The following is a 16,262-nucleotide window of genomic DNA, read 5'->3' on the forward strand; positions in this document are numbered from 1 at the left end:
CAATGCCGTAAAATTCCTATGCTTCTTTCTTCATCCTCTTTTGACTATTTATCATTACATCTATCCTGTATAATTTTTGGAAACTGAGCAAATAGAAAGAGAGGATCTGCTAGTGGCAACGATATACGATAAAGCGAAATATCATTATGAAAACTTTGAGGAAGATCTTCCTCGAAAACAGGCCTACGTACATACAGGTTTTTTCATCGGCTGGTTGATTGAAAATGATATGGTTAGCGAGGATTTTCAGAAGAGTTTCGAAAGCCTGATCGCTGATTTTAAACAAAGGAAGATGACTGGCCCTGAAGTCTATGAGAAGACGGGTGGAGTATTTGCTAAAGACATGTTGAATGAAGTAGGAAATCAGTTCGCGATGTTTTACTTCGATTTCGATACGGGGGAGTATCGCTATCATTATCTAGAAGCGTTTGATTGTGAGCCAAGTGTGTACCACGTGGAAGATACTTGGGAGAATTACGATCATATCAAAGATTGGATCGACAATGAGTACGAGTACTGGTGCGAGAAAAATGAATAAGACCGCGTAACCACGCGGCCCTACGGTCAAGTCGCTATCCTATTTCTTCAGGATAAAATCAGAAATAACTGCCTTTTCCCATTGGATTCCTTTTGGACTCACATTGGTGTAAAGGGTTATGGAGTCCGCATCTTCAACTACGGCTTTCAAATGAAAGTTCATGTCCTTGGGCTGCAAATATTCATCATACAGCTGTTGGTAATGGGGATCGTTCTTTTCTTTTGCGGCCTTGATGTAGTCCACCGTCTCAGGGTCTTTCTCAAAGTTTTTGTATTTCACTTGATACGCGAATGTCGCTTCTACTTTTCCGTCCACTGTTTTCTCTTCATAATCTGATACAGTAAACTCGACGAGCTCATAGTAGGGGGAGAAAGCTTTTTTGCACTCTTCTTCCATATAGCTTGCGATTTGGTTATAGCTTGAAGAGTTGTCGACCGATTGTTTCTGTTCTGTGCCAGCGTTCGTTACTTCTTTTGCAGGTGGCGACTCTGTCTTATCCTGTACGACCGCATCTGAGCTGCATCCGCTGAAGAAAATCGTCAAGACCATAGCCATACACACTACGATCACTTTTTTCAAAAGAAATCCCCCCCTTATTTCGTTCGTCATTTGATATACGTTATACATTTCAGACATGATACACGTCTCAATAAAAAAGAAAAAACCTTGATACACCAAGGTTTTTCCTACAATGGCGTCCCCGAGAGGATTCGAACCTCCGACCTACAGTTTAGGAAACCGTTGCTCTATCCTGCTGAGCTACGGGGACGTGATACTTACATTCACTTCCATTATAGTGAGATTGCTCGTTTTTAGCAATCAAGGACCAGGGTGAATATGCCCTGGTCCTTCTTCATCTCTGTCCATTCATCACCGTTATTCTTGTACCCCTTCAAGTACAGCTCCGGTTATCGCTTCAATAGATGTCTCGATTCCTTTTTCCTTGTTAACATGGTATACAAGAAGCGGCTGCATGTCAGCTGTGCCGTTTTGATTGGTCCAGATATATGCAAGTGCCAGCGGCTGGTTTTTTTTCATTGTTGCCTCAGCGGCGTCCTTGGAAATCGCTTTGGCAGGGTCCGGGAAGCTAGTGGCTTGTTGTCCAAATGAACCTGACATGCCTACAACTTCTCCCGTGCCTGTATCGACAATCACCTCATAAGTGTGGTCGATTACGGAGATACCCTGATACATCTTGTTAAAATGGAATCGGATCTCTGCTGCTTCCCTTTTGATGCCTGTCATCTCCAGCTCTTTGATCGACTCGTCCAGGTAACGTTGCAGATGCTCAATCACAGATGGTAAGAAGACTTCCGGCGAAGCGGCCTGATTTTTGCTGGAAGAGGTCCTTGAATCTTTGCTTTTGTTCACTCGATAGGATAGCAATTGTCCATTCTCATGAAAACGAGCTGACAGTTCTCTTCCTTTCTCCGACCAGTGCATCTCCCTTATTCTATCCCTTCCGAAAGATACCGATCCTTCCCAATTATCAGTAGCGAAAGGCAAGCCAAATTCCTGTACAAGCAAGGAAAGAGCCTCTTCGCTTCTATTCGCTTCTATTCGTCTACCTTCAGCAGCTACAGGTATGACCCTTTTTCCTTCATTCTTTTGTATGGGTATACCTATGCTCGAGACAAACGTTCCTGTACTGGCATCGACGAACCCGGAAAATTCCGGCTCGTAGCGTAAGGAGGCTGTCGTCCCTCCCTTTTCCCGGTACACCAAACGCAATGTAGAAGCAATCGCTTCTTCCGCCTCTTCTTTCGATAGTACGTCTGTCGGTTTGGGAATCTGCGCAAGAGACTGGATTTGGTCTGATTGCTGAGAGATTTGAAACCGTGATACCTCGTCACCATTCATTTCAACCGTATAGCTTGCTTCATATACTGGAATGCCATGAATAATCCGACTAAATCCTACCGTTCCACTTTTTAAATCTGACTGTGATGGATTATACCGATAATGCATCCCTTCTTCCCCTAGCATCTCCTGCACATAAGCTTCTGCTTTTTTCACAGCAGGAGGTATTGGTGCTGTATTCGTTACGGTTACAGGCTGCTTTATCTGCGAAGTGGAAACGGATGGCATAGTCTTCGCTGGCGGTTGTTTTTGTTCTAAGGGCTTGGTTGTCTTCTCGAAACGATTTGTTGTGACAGGTCTATTTATGATCGTGTTCTCTTTCCTCGTAATTGTGGGTGGAGGTGTGGCCGGCGACGGCTGGGCAGATTCGAAAGTGGGAGCGGGAATAAAGGTCGAGGAGGGTTGCTCATGCTTCATTGTATAGCTCCACAATGTATGAAGGCTCTGCTGCCCACTCTCCGTGGACACCCATCCTCCCAACAGCACGATTGCAACAACACCAGCCACACGATTCCCTAAACGCTGAAAATGAATGCGTCGCTTAAGTCGATTGGTTTGAATTTCTAAACGTCGCTCTGTCTCCCTGATATATTCCAGTCGAGGAGGCGATTCCGTTTCCTTTAATCGTCTCAGTCGGTTTTCCAGCTCTTCTTCATGCCAGCTCATGTGGAACTCCCCCTTCCAACGAATCCTTCAGGTAGTGCTGTAATTTTTTCAGAGCCCGATGATAAATGACCTTCACCTTCGCCTCCGAAATATCCAGAAGCTCCGCCGTCTCCCTGATGCTGTACCCTTCTATACTGCGCAGGATGACGACCATGCGATATGATGGCTTCAGTCTTTGTAACGCATCTTTGATCTCCCGCATTTCTTCCTTATAATCCAACTCTACTTCTGGTATCCCGTGTTTTGCTGTTAACCGTGTCAACCAGTTTTCGGAAACCAGTTCATACAGCTTCTGCTTGCGATAATGATCGACGGCAATATGCTTCGCGATAGAGAACAGCCAAGTCTTTACAGTTACTCGTCCATCGTAAGTCGGCAGTACCTTCACTACACGGGTAAACACTTCTTGCGTCAAATCTTCGGTTTCATTCTGGCTTCCGGTGAAATGGAACAAGAAACCGTAAACAGCCAGGTAGTGTTGTTGATAGATACTTCTCATTTTTTGATTGAGGTCGTCATCCATGCGCACATCCTCCTTTCCCGTATGTTGTTCGATCCTTGATCAAGATCAGTCGGTTTTTTTATCCTCATCTTGAATAATTTTTCCAGTAGATGCATCTATTTGACCATCGAACCATCTATACTCGCTCGCTAGTTTGTATACCAAGACCGCTTGGTTCCCGTTATTTTCAGGATAAAAATACTCCAGTTGAAATTGCTTCAGGTATTCCTGAGCTGCCTGTTCTGCAGTGACTCCTGCCTTTAGATCAGGTAACTGTTCGACGAAATCCGTTTCGCTGGTCGTTCCCATACTCGTGACCTTTCCGTTTACGATGCAGACATAGAAGCTTCTGTCGTTTACGGGTATCCCTTGATGCATCTTGACGAATTCAAATTGGAATCTCCCACGTTCCTCTCCTTTCAGATCACTTGTATCACTGATTTCCATCATTTCCCCCATATCAGTTGGTACATATTTTTCCATTTCCTTGATGGCTCGCGCGCGTGCTTCTTCCCTCGTCATACTATTTTTCTCTATTCTCGGTACTTGTTTAGAAAAGGACAGAATCTCTCCTGTTTTCTCCATTACTTTTACTTCAGTTTCATCGTCTGTATCTTCCTTCCATATAAATGCCTTGACCCCCGTTTTCGGAAAACTCTCTTCCTCCCATTCCCCTGCTTTTATGTCTACGTTATGTTCCTGTTTCACGTAAGCGGAAACGTCCTCTTTTGTTTTTGCTGTCAGTTTTTTAGCTTGCGGCGTAACTTTAATGAGTTCTCCTGTCAGGTTATACTTCTGTTGTGGAACGTCCAAGGGCTTCCCTGTCGTTGCATCCAGATACCCTGAAAACATGGGCTCATACGTAAGCAGCTTCTTATCTGCCCAATAGGTCAACTTCAAGTGGGAAGCAACTGTTTTTGTCATTTGTTCCTTTGACAATGCTTCTTTTGGTTGGGGAAAAGAGGTCTTTTCGAATGAAGGGGTCTCGTAGGAAAATTCGGAATCCGGTACATGAACGGAACCACCGGACACAACCTCCCCTTTGGCATTGAGCTCGATACCTACACTCAGATTCGGATACAGTAAACCGTTTATTGATTTAGAAAAGACAACACCGTGGTGTTCCGTAAAGGTTGGATTAAGCTGATAACCATCCATATCTGCACCGTACCACTCTTTCAAAAAAGCAGTTGCCTTTTCTTTCGACTCCTTCCACGTTGGTATCTTTCCGTCTTGTGTTTTTTCGTCGAGCCTGAAATTAATTAATTTCCCAGAGTTCGCTTCAAATTGCATGTTTACCATTGGCTTTTCTTGGTCCTTCTCTTTTCTAAGCTGAACAAAGATGATGTTGGCCCTCTCTTTATCAACCGTTACCGTTTTGAACGTATACTCCTTGAGATACGGTAATAGCTTCCCGGCTTTAGCTAGTGATTCCTCTACCTTTTTCATGACATCATCCGCTATATTTGCTTGATTTGCTGCTGCCAGATACTCTCCTTGCTGGGCTGACGCTACAGGTGTTGAGACCAGCACACACATGGCTCCCATCATACAAACCGCCTGCGAAATTGTTTTCTTCATAGGTTACTCTCCTTTTTATTGGTTACGTGGATGCTGCGTGATCTTTTTTGTACATTGACTTATTCGTAAAAACATTCAAAAGGTTACACTTTCCAGAAAAACAAATTTACGGAACAAAACAAAAAAACCTTACTGTACAAGCAAGGTTTTCTTGTATCTTTTTTAGTTATGAGCGAATTGCTCCTCTTCCGTTGACCCGCTCAATGCTGTCGTCGAAGAATTACCGCCCGAGATAATCTGCGCAACCTCATCGAAATACCCGGTACCCACTTCACGCTGATGGCGGGTCGCCGTATAGCCATGTACTTCGCTGGCAAACTCAGCCTGCTGCAATTCAGAGTAGGCAGCCATTCCGCGGTCACGATAGCCGCGCGCTAGTTCAAACATGCTGTAATTCAGGGAGTGGAAGCCAGCAAGCGTGACAAATTGGAACTTGTAGCCCATCTCGCCGATCTCCTCTTGGAATCGAGCGATGGTCTGTTCATCCAGCTTCTTTTTCCAGTTGAAAGAAGGAGAGCAATTGTAGGCTAACAGCTTGCCCGGATATTTGGCATGGATTGCTTCTGCAAAACGGCGTGCTTCCTCCAAATTCGGCTCAGAAGTCTCGCACCAGATCAAATCTGCATAGGGAGCGTACGCCAGTCCACGGGCAATCGCCGCATCCAATCCACCACGCAAACGGAAGAATCCTTCTGCTGTTCGTTCACCCGTCAGGAATGGTTTATCCTGCTCGTCGATGTCGCTGGTGATCAGGAAAGCGCCATTGGCATCGGTACGTGCCACGATAAGTGTCGGGACTCCCATCACATCTGCAGCAAATCGGGCAGAAATCAGATTACGCACTGCTGCTTGCGTCGGAATAAGTACCTTTCCGCCCATATGACCGCATTTTTTCTCAGAAGCCAGCTGGTCTTCAAAATGCACCCCAGCTGCACCCGCTTCAATCATACCCTTCATCAATTCGAAGACGTTCAATGGCCCACCAAAGCCCGCTTCTGCGTCTGCTACGATTGGTGCAAACCAATTCGTCTCTGTACCGCCCTCTGATTGATCGATCTGATCCGCCCGCTGCAATGCCTGATTTATTCTTTTTACGACCTGTGGAACACTGTTTGCCGGGTAGAGGCTTTGATCAGGATACATCTGACCAGACAGATTGGCATCGGCCGCTACCTGCCAGCCACTCAAATAAATCGCTTTTAATCCTGCCTTTACCTGCTGAATCGCTTGATTCCCGGTCAAAGCCCCCAACGCTTTAATATGGTGCTCAGTATGCAAGAGGTCCCACAGTCGCTCTGCTCCCAGACGAGCCAGCGTATGTTCGATTTGTACGGAACCGCGCAAACGAACGACATCCTCTACCGTATACGGACGTGTAATTCCCTGAAACCGCTCACCCTGCCAGCTTTGCTCCATCTGTTGAATCGTTTCTTGCTTGCTTACTTTCGTCATTTTCATTTCCCCCACTCTTTTTATTTTTACAAATAGCGATAGCCCGGTACAGTTAGGAAGTCTTCAAAATCTTCTGTCGTTACTAATTGCAAGAAAAGATCACCAGCAATCGGATACTTGCTGTTCTCGTACTTCTCCTGGCCGATTACTTGCTTGATCGCTTGCAATTCCTCACTCAGCCACTGCTTCACCAAGCCTTCTGTCACCTTTCTACCATCCTGCAAGACTCCGTGACGATGACGCATCCAATGCCAGACCTGTGCCCGTGAAATTTCCGCTGTAGCCGCATCCTCCATCAGATTGTTGATCGGCACCGCCCCGGATCCACGCAACCAAGCCTCGATGTACTGCAAGCCCACGCTAATGTTCGTGCGGACACCCGATTCTGTAATTGTGCCCTCTGGGACTGCCAGCAGTTTACTAGCAGATACGTCTACGTCTTCACGTTTGTACCAGATTTGATTCGGTTCTCTCATCAAGCGATCGAACACTTCCATGGCTACCGGCACTAGCCCAGGGTGAGCAACCCAAGTCCCATCATGTCCATCGTACGCTTCCCGTTCTTTGTCAGCGCGCACTTTGGCAATGGCCTCTGCATTTTGTACCGGGTCATTTTTCACCGGAATTTGTGCGGCCATTCCGCCAATGCAGGGCGCCATCCGTTTGTGGCAAGTCTTCACAGCCAGCGTGGTGTATGCTTTCATGAACGGAACCGTCATGGTCACTTGCGCACGATCCGGTGTAATCACATCAGGCTGATTCCGCAGTTTTTTGATATAGCTGAAAATGTAGTCCCAACGTCCGCAATTCAGTCCCGCACTATGCTCACGCAACTCGTACAGAATCTCATCCATCTCAAAAGCTGCGAGAATCGTTTCGATCAATACGGTCGCACGAATTGTGCCACGTGGAATATTTAATTCATCCTGCGCGAAAAGAAAGACGTCGTTCCAAAGACGAGCTTCTAGGTGGTTCTCCAATTTCGGTAAGTAGAAATACGGTGCTGTCTGATTAGCCATGAGGGCTTCTACGTTATGGTAAAAGTAAAGTCCGAAGTCAAGCAAGCTTCCGGAAATCGGTTTTTGGTCGAGGCGGATGTGTTTTTCATCAAGATGCCAGCCACGCGGACGCACGATCAAAACCGCTGTCTTTTCATTGAGGGAGTATGACTTGCCTTCCGGGCTGATGTAAGAGATATTGCGGCGGACCGCATCCTTCATGTTGATTTGGCCTTGGATGGTGTTCTCCCAGGTTGGTGAGTTCGCGTCCTCAAAGTCAGCCATGAAAAGCCGAGCACCCGAGTTCAGTGCATTGATGACCATTTTCCGGTCACCCGAAGGTCCCGTAATCTCCACCCGTCTGTCTTGCAAATCTTTGGGCAATGGAGCAACAGTCCAATCTCCTTTACGAATGTCCGCTGTTTCCTGTAGAAAATCGGGCAGTTGACCTGCATCGATCTGCAATTGACGCTCCACGCGTTTGGCCAACAATTGTTGTCGTCTGTCGCCAAACCTTTGCTCCAGCTTCATCACGAATTGAATCGCTTCTGGTGTCAGGATATCTTGATAACCGGGGTGCATCTCACCTGAAATCTGAACCTCCAGCGGATATGGATTCGTTGGTACGGTAGTCAAAACAGCTCCTCCTCCCTCACTCCAAAGTTATTATGGTACAGATCAATAAAAATGTTTTTATTATATAACAGTAGTGACAAAAAAATGTCCTTACTCCTGATATCCGCTGCCACTGCAATGGCTGCAGCATACATGCCCATCCCCCAAGCAATTGTGGCAAGCCGCTCCGTTGTCATCATGACCAACGCCTCCACATCTTGGGCAATTTTGTTCTCCGTTTCCTTCACACCGATAGCAGTCCATTCTCCATTCCTCCATTTCTGTATTAAAACAACATTCTTAAAATTTGTTCTTATTATATAACAGAGATTGATACAGTGCAACACGTTTTTAAAAAAATACCTCTGTATTAGTACACAATATAAAACAGCCCTTGACCCGTATGGATCAAGAGCTGCTTTCTAAATCTCTCGCTTATTACTTCGGCGCGATTTTGTCAACTCCGCCCATGTACGGACGAAGAACTTCTGGAATCATGATTGTTCCGTCTGCCTCTTGGTAGTTCTCCAAGATCGCTGCTACTGTACGTCCAATCGCCAAACCAGAACCATTCAATGTATGCACAAATTCCGGTTTCGATTTCGTATCGCGACGGAAACGGATATTGGCACGGCGCGCTTGGAAATCTTCAAAGTTCGAGCAAGACGAGATTTCACGGTATGTGCCGCCGCTCGGAATCCAAACTTCCAGGTCGAATTTCTTCGCAGCCGTAAATCCGAGATCACCTGTGCACATGCTCAGGACACGGTATGGCACTCCAAGCAATTGAAGCACCTTTTCAGCGTTTTTCACCAGCTTGTCGAGTTCGTCATAAGACTCTTCTGGTTTCACGAATTTCACCAGCTCAACTTTGTTGAATTGATGCTGACGAATCAAACCACGCGTATCACGGCCAGCAGAACCCGCTTCCGAACGGAAACATGCGCTGAATGCAGTGTAGTAGCGAGGGAGATCCACTCCATCCATGATTTCATCACGATGCATATTGGTGACCGGTACCTCTGCAGTTGGAATCAGGAAGTAATCTGGTCCCTCAATTTTGAATGCATCCTCTTCGAACTTAGGCAATTGACCAGTTCCCGTCATGCTCGTACGGTTGACGATATACGGCGGGATCACTTCTTCATAGCCATGCTCGTTCGAGTGTAAATCCATCATGAAGTTCATCAGTGCGCGCTCCAGACGTGCGCCCAGCCCTTTATAGAAAACAAAACGGCTTCCTGTTACTTTTGCCGCCGCTTCAAAATCGAGGATGCCTGCTTGGCTAGCCAGCTCCCAGTGAGGCTTAATCTCGAAGTCAAATGCACGTGGCTCTCCCCATGTCCAGGCAATCACGTTATCGTCTTCTGTCGTACCGATCGGCGTGCTTTCGTGCGGCAGGTTCGGGAGGCTCAGCAAAATGAACTCCAGCTGTTCATCCAGTTGGCGCAGCTCTTCATCCAAAGCCTTGATGCGCTCATTTACCTCTTTCATTTCAGCGATCAGATGGTCTGCATTTTCCTTATTGCGTTTCATAACCGCTACTTGCTCGGATACCGTGTTACGCTTATTTTTCAGCGCTTCTGCTTCTTGGATGATTTGGCGACGCTTTTCATCTACTTCTACGAATTGATCCAACGCAGAAATATCTTCATTGCGGTAAGCCAAACGGCGTTTTACTTCTTCCAAATCCTGGCGTAATACTTTTACGTCCAACATGTGTAAATCCCTCCGAATCGTATTGAAAAAAAACAAAAAACACCCGTCCCCTGGTAAGGGACGAGTGTTGTATACCCGCGTTGCCACCCTCGTTGACATATGCAGCAATCCTCATGCATATGCCCACTCTTCCGTCATAACGGGACGGTTCCGGGCAAAGTTGTTGTTCCTTTGCCACTCCGAGATGGATTCCTTCACCTAACCGGATCGGTTTGCACCTACCACCGACTCTCTAGGCCTGGCTCTTGTGAAGTACTTGTTCTCATCATTGCATTCTCATTCATGAATACTATTATTGTTAACTGTACTACAGGTTCTATACGTATGTAAAGAGAAGCCCGCCTCGATCTTTACAGAAAAAAAAGAAGATCGGCACCTTTTTTACGGCCGATCTTCTGGTATTACAACTAGCTTCTGTATTCCTTGACCATGTCGAGGAAGTATTTGTGCAGTCTTGTATCTTCGGTCAATTCTGGATGAAAGGCTGCTGCCAGATAGTGACCGCTTCGGGTGACAACAATCTTGTCTTCGTGCTTGGCCAAGACTTGACCGTTCTCTCCGACTTCCATTATATACGGTGCCCGGATGAACACTGCCGGATAATCTGCCGCCACACCCGCAACAGGCATCAAGACTTCAAAGCTCTCTTTTTGGCGACCAAAGGCATTTCGCTCTACTTTGATCTCCATCAGGCCTAAATGGCAATCGTCTTGTCCTTGAATCCGTTTGGCCAGAAGAATCGCTCCTGCGCAAGTTCCGAAGATCGGCTTGTTCGCCTTACCGAACTCTTGAACCGCCTCCATGAATCCGTACTTGTGCATCAGCTTGCTAATCGTGGTGCTTTCTCCACCGGGAATGACCAGTCCATCGAGGTCATCCAGTTCTTCTACTTTTTTGACCGGGACGGCTGTGGCACCAACTTCTTCTAGCATTCGTACATGTTCTGCTACAGCTCCTTGTAGAGCGAGTACGCCGATTTTCATGCTACTCACCTTACCAGCCGCGCTCTTGCATGCGATCAGCTTCACGAATTTTGGAGATTTCGATTCCCGGCATTGCTGTACCCAAACCTTTGGATACGCGAGCAATCAGTTCGTAATCGGTGTAGTGGGTAGTCGCTTCCACAATCGCGCGAGCAAATTTCTCTGGATTCTCTGATTTAAAGATACCAGAGCCTACAAACACGCCATCGGAGCCCAATTGCATCATCAGGGCAGCATCTGCTGGTGTTGCTACTCCACCTGCTGCGAAGTTTACGACTGGCAGCTTACCTGTTTTGTGTACCTCTTCAAGCAGTTCGTATGGGGCACCCAGGTTTTTGGCTTCTGCCATCAATTCATCGTAGGACATAGCTTGCACTTTGCGGATTTGGGACATCATCGTGCGCATATGACGAACAGCCTCTACAATGTTTCCGGTTCCTGGCTCACCTTTTGTGCGGATCATGGATGCACCTTCTCCGATACGGCGGAGGGCTTCACCCAGATCACGGGCGCCACATACAAACGGTACAGTGAACTCTTTTTTATTGATATGGTACAAGTCATCTGCTGGAGTGAGTACTTCACTCTCATCGAGATAATCTACACCCAGAGACTCAAGAACACGCGCTTCAACAAAATGACCGATACGAGCTTTTGCCATAACAGGGATCGAAACAGCATTCAGTACTTCCTCTACAATGCTAAGGTCCGCCATACGCGCAACTCCACCAGCTGCACGAATGTCAGACGGTACACGCTCCAAAGCCATTACAGCAACAGCACCCGCTGCTTCTGCAATTTTTGCTTGTTCAGCATTTACGACGTCCATAATGACGCCGCCTTTTTGCATTTCAGCCATACCTCTTTTAACGCGGGATGTTCCTACTTGTACCATGTCATTACCCCCTACATCATGAGTCAGAACCGAAACTGTTATGCGGTGTTATGGTTCCTGTTACCGTCATTGTAAACGATAGATGTAAGGGAAAACAATAGTTATTTAATTTCCTGTTCCACTGCTAAACAAATTGCTGAAGAATTCTATAATACTGCGGAAGAACAGACGAATCCAGCTGGCTTCCTCTACTGCCTGTCCCGCTACTACATCAACACCTGCTTTTGTCGCGTCTTCAGGCTGCAAATAATCCGTATCCTTCATGCCTTCTTCTTTCAATACGATCTTACCGACAACCTGTCCTTGCGTAATTGGCGCGGTCAGATCCTGGAAGGTAACCGTTGGTGTGAATTTTGCTTCGGTACCGATCTTTGTAATCATATTTACTTCGCTACCTGTAACGGCTGGAACTGTTACCTCTACACCGTTTTTCACAGGGGCTATTTCAAACCCTTTAACTGGTACATTCTTGTCCATTTGTTTCGTCAGTTTGTAATTGTTAAAACCGTAGTCAAACAGTTTTCTGGTCTCCGCGAAACGCTTTGTATTGCTATCTGTATTCATTACTACACTAATCAAACGCATGTTGTCACGAACAGCCGTCCCTGTAAAGCAATAGCCCGCTGCAAGTGTATGCCCTGTTTTCAATCCATCTACGCCCGGATAGGAGCTAATCAGACCAGGCAGCATCCAGTTGAAGCTTTTCTTGCTCCACTCTTGTGGGGTACCTGTTCGGAATGTGAAGTTTGTTTTTTTGGAAACTTCCAATGCCTCAGGGAAATCACGGATCAGAGCACGTGCGAGGATAGCCGAATCGCGTGCCGACATCAGATTTTCTGCTTGATCGGTTTTCACTGAATACGGGCCCAACTCATCAGCTGGCAAACCTGTAGAAGTGACAAACATCGTATTTTTCATACCAAGCTCTACTGCTTTTTTGTTCATCATTTCAACAAAGGCAGCTTCACTGCCTGCGACCTTCTCTGCCAAAAGTACGGTTGCGTCGTTAGCAGAAACGACTGTCATCGCTTCTGACAATTGTTTAACTGTAAATGATTCACCTAAATTCAGGTACACACCAGACGAATCTGAAATTTTCGCGATATAAAAAGCATACTCACTTACCGGGACAACATCATCCCAGCTAATTTTCTTTTGTTTGACGGCTTCCTGAACCAGATATTCGGACATGATTTTACTCATGCTAGCTACCGGAAGTGCTACGTCAGGATCTTTATTATAGAGAACCCTTCCCGTCGATGCCTCAACAAGAATGGCAGACTTCGCTTCCAGTTGTAAATTCGCTTGAGATGCTACAGGGGCAGCTTCCACCTTTGAAACCGTTCCTCCCATTGCTGTAGCAAAAACAGCGACAGAAAGGAACAGACCTGTCAAACGCTTTGTCCATGTCTTTCGCTTCATGTAATCTCTCACTCTCCTATTTCTGTCTATTTCATTTTTTCGTGAAAACAAGCACACAATTGTAAGTGTACCATAGGTTGCAGGGTCGCTTGAAGCGTGATTCCTCCTATTTCCACATGTTAGTAGCTAGTAAAAATCCCCTCTCTTTTTAAAAGAAAGGGGACGTGGGTCTTCCGAACTGTTTTTTGTTTAGGAAATCGAGTAGTTAGGTGATTCTTTTGTAATTTGTACGTCGTGTGGGTGGCTCTCACGCAAGCCAGCGCCGGTAATGCGGACAAACTGGGAGTTTTGAATCAAATCTTCGATGGTCTTCGCTCCGCAGTATCCCATACCTGCACGCAATCCACCAATCAACTGATACGTGACATCTGCCAGTGGGCCTTTGTAAGGAACACGGCCTTCGATCCCTTCCGGAACGAGCTTTTGTGCGTTTTCTTGGAAGTAACGGTCCTTACTGCCGGCTTTCATCGCGCCAATCGATCCCATTCCACGATATACCTTGAAACGACGCCCCTGGAAAATCTCGAATTCGCCCGGACTTTCTTCTGTACCAGCGAACAAACTGCCGATCATGATCACAGAAGCACCTGCACCAATTGCTTTTGGCAAATCACCGGAGTATTTAATGCCGCCGTCGGCAATAATTGGAATATTGTACTCTCGCGCTACTTGTGCACAATCGTGAATCGCTGTAATTTGGGGAACACCGATACCTGCTACGACACGAGTTGTACAAATGGAACCAGGACCGATACCAACCTTCACCACAGATGCGCCAGCCTCGATCAGATCGCGAGTAGCTTGTCCAGTCGCAACGTTTCCTGCCACGATTGTAAGCGTTGGGTATTCTTCACGAACCGCTTTTACGGTTTCGATTACGCCTTTGGAGTGTCCATGAGCGGTATCGATCACCAATACGTCTACGCCTGCTTGTACCAGTGCAGCAGCACGCTCAAACGTATCGGCTGATACCCCTACAGCGGCTCCACACAACAAGCGGCCTTGTGTATCCTTTGCTGCATGCGGGTATTGGATTGCTTTTTCAATATCTTTAATTGTAATGAGTCCACGCAGGATGTTGTTCTCATCCACCAACGGGAGCTTTTCGATCTTATGTTTTTGCAAAATCTCTTCTGCCTGTTGCAGAGTAGTACCAACAGAAGCCGTCACCAGGTTTTCCTTCGTCATAACATCTTTGATTTTGATGGAGAAGTCATGTACAAAGCGCAGATCGCGGTTGGTAAGAATTCCGATCAATGTTTGATTCTCATCGACAATCGGAACACCGGAGATACGATATTTACCCATGAGAGCATTCGCTTCTTCGACTGTGTGCTCTTGTGTCAAAGAAAATGGATTGGTAATAACGCCACTTTCTGAACGTTTTACACGATCTACTTCGCTTGCTTGTTGCTCGATCGACATGTTTTTATGAATAATCCCGATACCACCTTGGCGTGCCATAGCGATCGCGAGTCCAGACTCCGTTACGGTGTCCATACCAGCACTGATAAGGGGAATATTTAGCTTCACATGCTCACTCAATTGAACTCGTAGATCAACATCCCTTGGCAAAACCTCAGATTTTGCTGGAATGAGCAATACATCATCAAACGTTAAACCCTCTTTAACAAATTTGTCTTCCCGCACAGTTAAAAGCTCCTCTCGGCGAATAGTTTAAGACAGTTTAACAAACGGCTTAATTTACTGTCAAGAAATGAGTACAATGTTCGGTTATAGATTGGATTAGACAGATAAATCAAAAAACAATTAGGGAAACTTAACCATATTACGAAAATTGGTAAAGGTGGTTATCATGGATAACGCTTGGAAAACATTACGCTATTTTGAAACAGAACCAACTGCACGTAAATATTTGGCTGCCTGCTACCATGCCATGGGTGTTGAGCATGCGGAGAGGCTAGCTTTTCAACAAAGCTCGCGTTTCCTGTATCTATGGAGACAAGCCAGGCATTTTTATTCCACTTCCGCTGTTGCCGACTTGTCCATCCAGCCATTGTTGCTGTTTTATGGCTGCTCTCACTTGTTAAAGGCGATGTTGTTGACTCGTGATCCGTATTATCCCCAAAACAGCCGCGTTCTTCAACATGGTGTCACGACACGAAAGCTTAAACGAAACGCCTATATGCTCATGGAGGACGAAGTACGACCACAAAAGGAAGGTTTTTTTGCACAACTAGCTCAAGCTTTTCAGCTTTCACCGTTACAAGACCGCTATCTAGTCCATGACTTATTTTCATCTATCCCCATCGTCAGCGATAGTTATGGAATTGCTACGAATAAACCACGTAACTGGTTAACGTTAAAGATTGACTATATAAGCCAGGATGATTTGGTTCGCATTACCTTTCCTGAAAAAACGGACGGGCCATTATCCTATTCAACAGAGACCTTCATACAATACATTCGCAGGCTAGCTCCAGCTGATTGCAACTTAGAAAAACTCACCTCGGAAAAAAATAAAAACATAAAGGAACTGACCCTTCCTCAGTGTGCCCTGTCTGAACTGGATCAACACCCCTTATTTCGTTTGCATCAGAACGTCCTCTTCTTTTGGAATGGTTCTGCTTCTTCTCTGCCTCTTCCTGAATGGGCCAGTCATTACTTGCTGCTTTATTTACTCAGCATGCTTTGCCGCTATGAAACGGAGTGGTGGGGAGAGCTAACGATGTCTCACGGACTTGTTGAGCGATATTTAGTCGAACATTTTTTGGATAATCACATGGATACTTTCCCCTCGGTTATTCGAAAGCATTTTCACCGAAATCACCGGATGCCCCTTCCCTCTTTACCCTCCGATCCGTATTAGTTTATCGCTACTGCTTTTTCTACACAAAAAAACCTTCCTGCCATCATCAGCAAGAAGGTTTCTTTTATTCCCTGAAAACTGGATCTGCATGATCAATTGCTAAATGTGTGGATAAGTCCTCGACCGATTAGTATTCGTCAGCTCCACGCGTTACCGCGCTTCCACACCGAACCTATCAACCTCATCGTCTATGAGGGGTCT

Annotated in this window: 14 protein-coding genes, 1 tRNA gene, 1 rRNA gene and 1 other annotated feature; of the genes, 2 read left to right on the forward strand and 14 right to left on the reverse strand. The window is 46.1% G+C overall.

Annotation, left to right across the window (positions count from 1 at the left end):
• Window positions 1-112: 112 nt before the first annotated feature.
• A complete protein-coding gene (locus ACFYU8_RS31050; RefSeq protein ID WP_390307109.1) occupies window positions 113-538 on the forward strand; it encodes a DUF7832 domain-containing protein in 426 nt (141 codons plus the stop codon).
• Window positions 539-577: 39 nt separating this feature from the next.
• On the opposite strand, the gene ACFYU8_RS31055 is transcribed toward ACFYU8_RS31050, so the two are convergent.
• The 13 genes from ACFYU8_RS31055 to guaB form a co-directional block, all read right to left on the reverse strand.
• Window positions 578-1,087, reverse strand: a complete 510-nt coding sequence (locus ACFYU8_RS31055; RefSeq protein WP_390307144.1) for a hypothetical protein — start codon at window positions 1,085-1,087, stop codon at window positions 578-580.
• 143 nt (window positions 1,088-1,230) lie between these two features.
• A tRNA-Arg gene (locus ACFYU8_RS31060) sits at window positions 1,231-1,307 on the reverse strand.
• A gap of 107 nt (window positions 1,308-1,414) precedes the next feature.
• On the reverse strand, window positions 1,415-3,064 hold the full coding sequence (locus ACFYU8_RS31065) for a YcdB/YcdC domain-containing protein (protein WP_390307107.1): 1,650 nt from the start codon (window positions 3,062-3,064) through the stop codon (window positions 1,415-1,417).
• Window positions 3,051-3,587, reverse strand: coding sequence for an RNA polymerase sigma factor (locus tag ACFYU8_RS31070; RefSeq protein WP_390307105.1), 537 nt, complete (start codon window positions 3,585-3,587; stop codon window positions 3,051-3,053). The genes ACFYU8_RS31065 and ACFYU8_RS31070 overlap by 14 nt, the downstream gene beginning before the upstream one ends.
• Window positions 3,588-3,632: 45 nt before the next feature.
• Window positions 3,633-5,147, reverse strand: a complete 1,515-nt coding sequence (locus ACFYU8_RS31075; RefSeq protein WP_390307103.1) for a YcdB/YcdC domain-containing protein — start codon at window positions 5,145-5,147, stop codon at window positions 3,633-3,635.
• Window positions 5,148-5,309: 162 nt separating this feature from the next.
• Window positions 5,310-6,599 carry an isocitrate lyase gene (gene aceA / locus ACFYU8_RS31080; RefSeq protein WP_390307100.1) on the reverse strand — a complete coding sequence of 430 codons (1,290 nt, stop codon included), beginning with the start codon at window positions 6,597-6,599 and terminating at the stop codon, window positions 5,310-5,312.
• A gap of 26 nt (window positions 6,600-6,625) precedes the next feature.
• Window positions 6,626-8,233, reverse strand: coding sequence for a malate synthase A (aceB, locus tag ACFYU8_RS31085; RefSeq protein WP_390307097.1), 1,608 nt, complete (start codon window positions 8,231-8,233; stop codon window positions 6,626-6,628).
• Window positions 8,230-8,412 carry a hypothetical protein gene (locus ACFYU8_RS31090; protein ID WP_390307095.1) on the reverse strand — a complete coding sequence of 61 codons (183 nt, stop codon included), beginning with the start codon at window positions 8,410-8,412 and terminating at the stop codon, window positions 8,230-8,232. Before ACFYU8_RS31090 ends, aceB begins: the two co-directional genes overlap by 4 nt.
• A 238-nt stretch (window positions 8,413-8,650) precedes the next feature.
• Window positions 8,651-9,931, reverse strand: a complete 1,281-nt coding sequence (gene serS / locus ACFYU8_RS31095; protein WP_390307093.1) for a serine--tRNA ligase — start codon at window positions 9,929-9,931, stop codon at window positions 8,651-8,653.
• 53 nt (window positions 9,932-9,984) lie between these two features.
• Window positions 9,985-10,209: a binding site (T-box leader), on the reverse strand.
• A 129-nt stretch (window positions 10,210-10,338) separates the two neighbouring features.
• Entirely contained in the window at window positions 10,339-10,914 is a 576-nt protein-coding gene (gene pdxT, locus ACFYU8_RS31100; protein WP_390307091.1) for a pyridoxal 5'-phosphate synthase glutaminase subunit PdxT, read from the reverse strand.
• Between the two features lie 10 nt (window positions 10,915-10,924).
• A complete protein-coding gene (gene pdxS / locus ACFYU8_RS31105) occupies window positions 10,925-11,809 on the reverse strand; it encodes a pyridoxal 5'-phosphate synthase lyase subunit PdxS (RefSeq protein WP_012683798.1) in 885 nt (294 codons plus the stop codon).
• Window positions 11,810-11,914: 105 nt separating this feature from the next.
• The gene (locus tag ACFYU8_RS31110) at window positions 11,915-13,231 is read right to left on the reverse strand and encodes a D-alanyl-D-alanine carboxypeptidase family protein (RefSeq protein ID WP_390307089.1); all 1,317 of its coding nucleotides are present in this window, start codon (window positions 13,229-13,231) and stop codon (window positions 11,915-11,917) included.
• Window positions 13,232-13,420: 189 nt separating this feature from the next.
• Complete coding sequence (gene guaB, locus ACFYU8_RS31115; protein WP_390307087.1) at window positions 13,421-14,881, reverse strand: IMP dehydrogenase; 1,461 nt, start codon at window positions 14,879-14,881, stop codon at window positions 13,421-13,423.
• A gap of 166 nt (window positions 14,882-15,047) precedes the next feature.
• Between guaB and ACFYU8_RS31120 the strand changes: the two genes are divergently transcribed.
• Entirely contained in the window at window positions 15,048-16,061 is a 1,014-nt protein-coding gene (locus tag ACFYU8_RS31120) for a YaaC family protein (protein ID WP_390307085.1), read from the forward strand.
• A 107-nt stretch (window positions 16,062-16,168) separates the two neighbouring features.
• Here the strand turns inward: ACFYU8_RS31120 and ACFYU8_RS31125 are convergent.
• A 23S ribosomal RNA gene (locus ACFYU8_RS31125) occupies window positions 16,169-16,262 on the reverse strand; the annotation flags it as partial.

The organism is Brevibacillus sp. NPDC003359 (assembly GCF_042878995.1).
Taxonomy (GTDB): domain Bacteria; phylum Bacillota; class Bacilli; order Brevibacillales; family Brevibacillaceae; genus Brevibacillus.

Coding starts and splice junctions, on each gene's coding strand:
- serS (WP_390307093.1), bottom strand. CDS start 9,931: ATGTTGGACGTAAAAGTATTACGCCAGGATTTGGAAGAAGTAAAACGC.
- ACFYU8_RS31075 (WP_390307103.1), bottom strand. CDS start 5,147: ATGAAGAAAACAATTTCGCAGGCGGTTTGTATGATGGGAGCCATGTGT.
- ACFYU8_RS31065 (WP_390307107.1), bottom strand. CDS start 3,064: ATGAGCTGGCATGAAGAAGAGCTGGAAAACCGACTGAGACGATTAAAG.
- ACFYU8_RS31120 (WP_390307085.1), top strand. CDS start 15,048: ATGGATAACGCTTGGAAAACATTACGCTATTTTGAAACAGAACCAACT.
- pdxS (WP_012683798.1), bottom strand. CDS start 11,809: ATGGTACAAGTAGGAACATCCCGCGTTAAAAGAGGTATGGCTGAAATG.
- pdxT (WP_390307091.1), bottom strand. CDS start 10,914: ATGAAAATCGGCGTACTCGCTCTACAAGGAGCTGTAGCAGAACATGTA.
- ACFYU8_RS31090 (WP_390307095.1), bottom strand. CDS start 8,412: ATGATGACAACGGAGCGGCTTGCCACAATTGCTTGGGGGATGGGCATG.
- aceA (WP_390307100.1), bottom strand. CDS start 6,599: ATGACGAAAGTAAGCAAGCAAGAAACGATTCAACAGATGGAGCAAAGC.
- ACFYU8_RS31070 (WP_390307105.1), bottom strand. CDS start 3,587: ATGGATGACGACCTCAATCAAAAAATGAGAAGTATCTATCAACAACAC.
- ACFYU8_RS31055 (WP_390307144.1), bottom strand. CDS start 1,087: ATGGTCTTGACGATTTTCTTCAGCGGATGCAGCTCAGATGCGGTCGTA.
- ACFYU8_RS31110 (WP_390307089.1), bottom strand. CDS start 13,231: ATGAAGCGAAAGACATGGACAAAGCGTTTGACAGGTCTGTTCCTTTCT.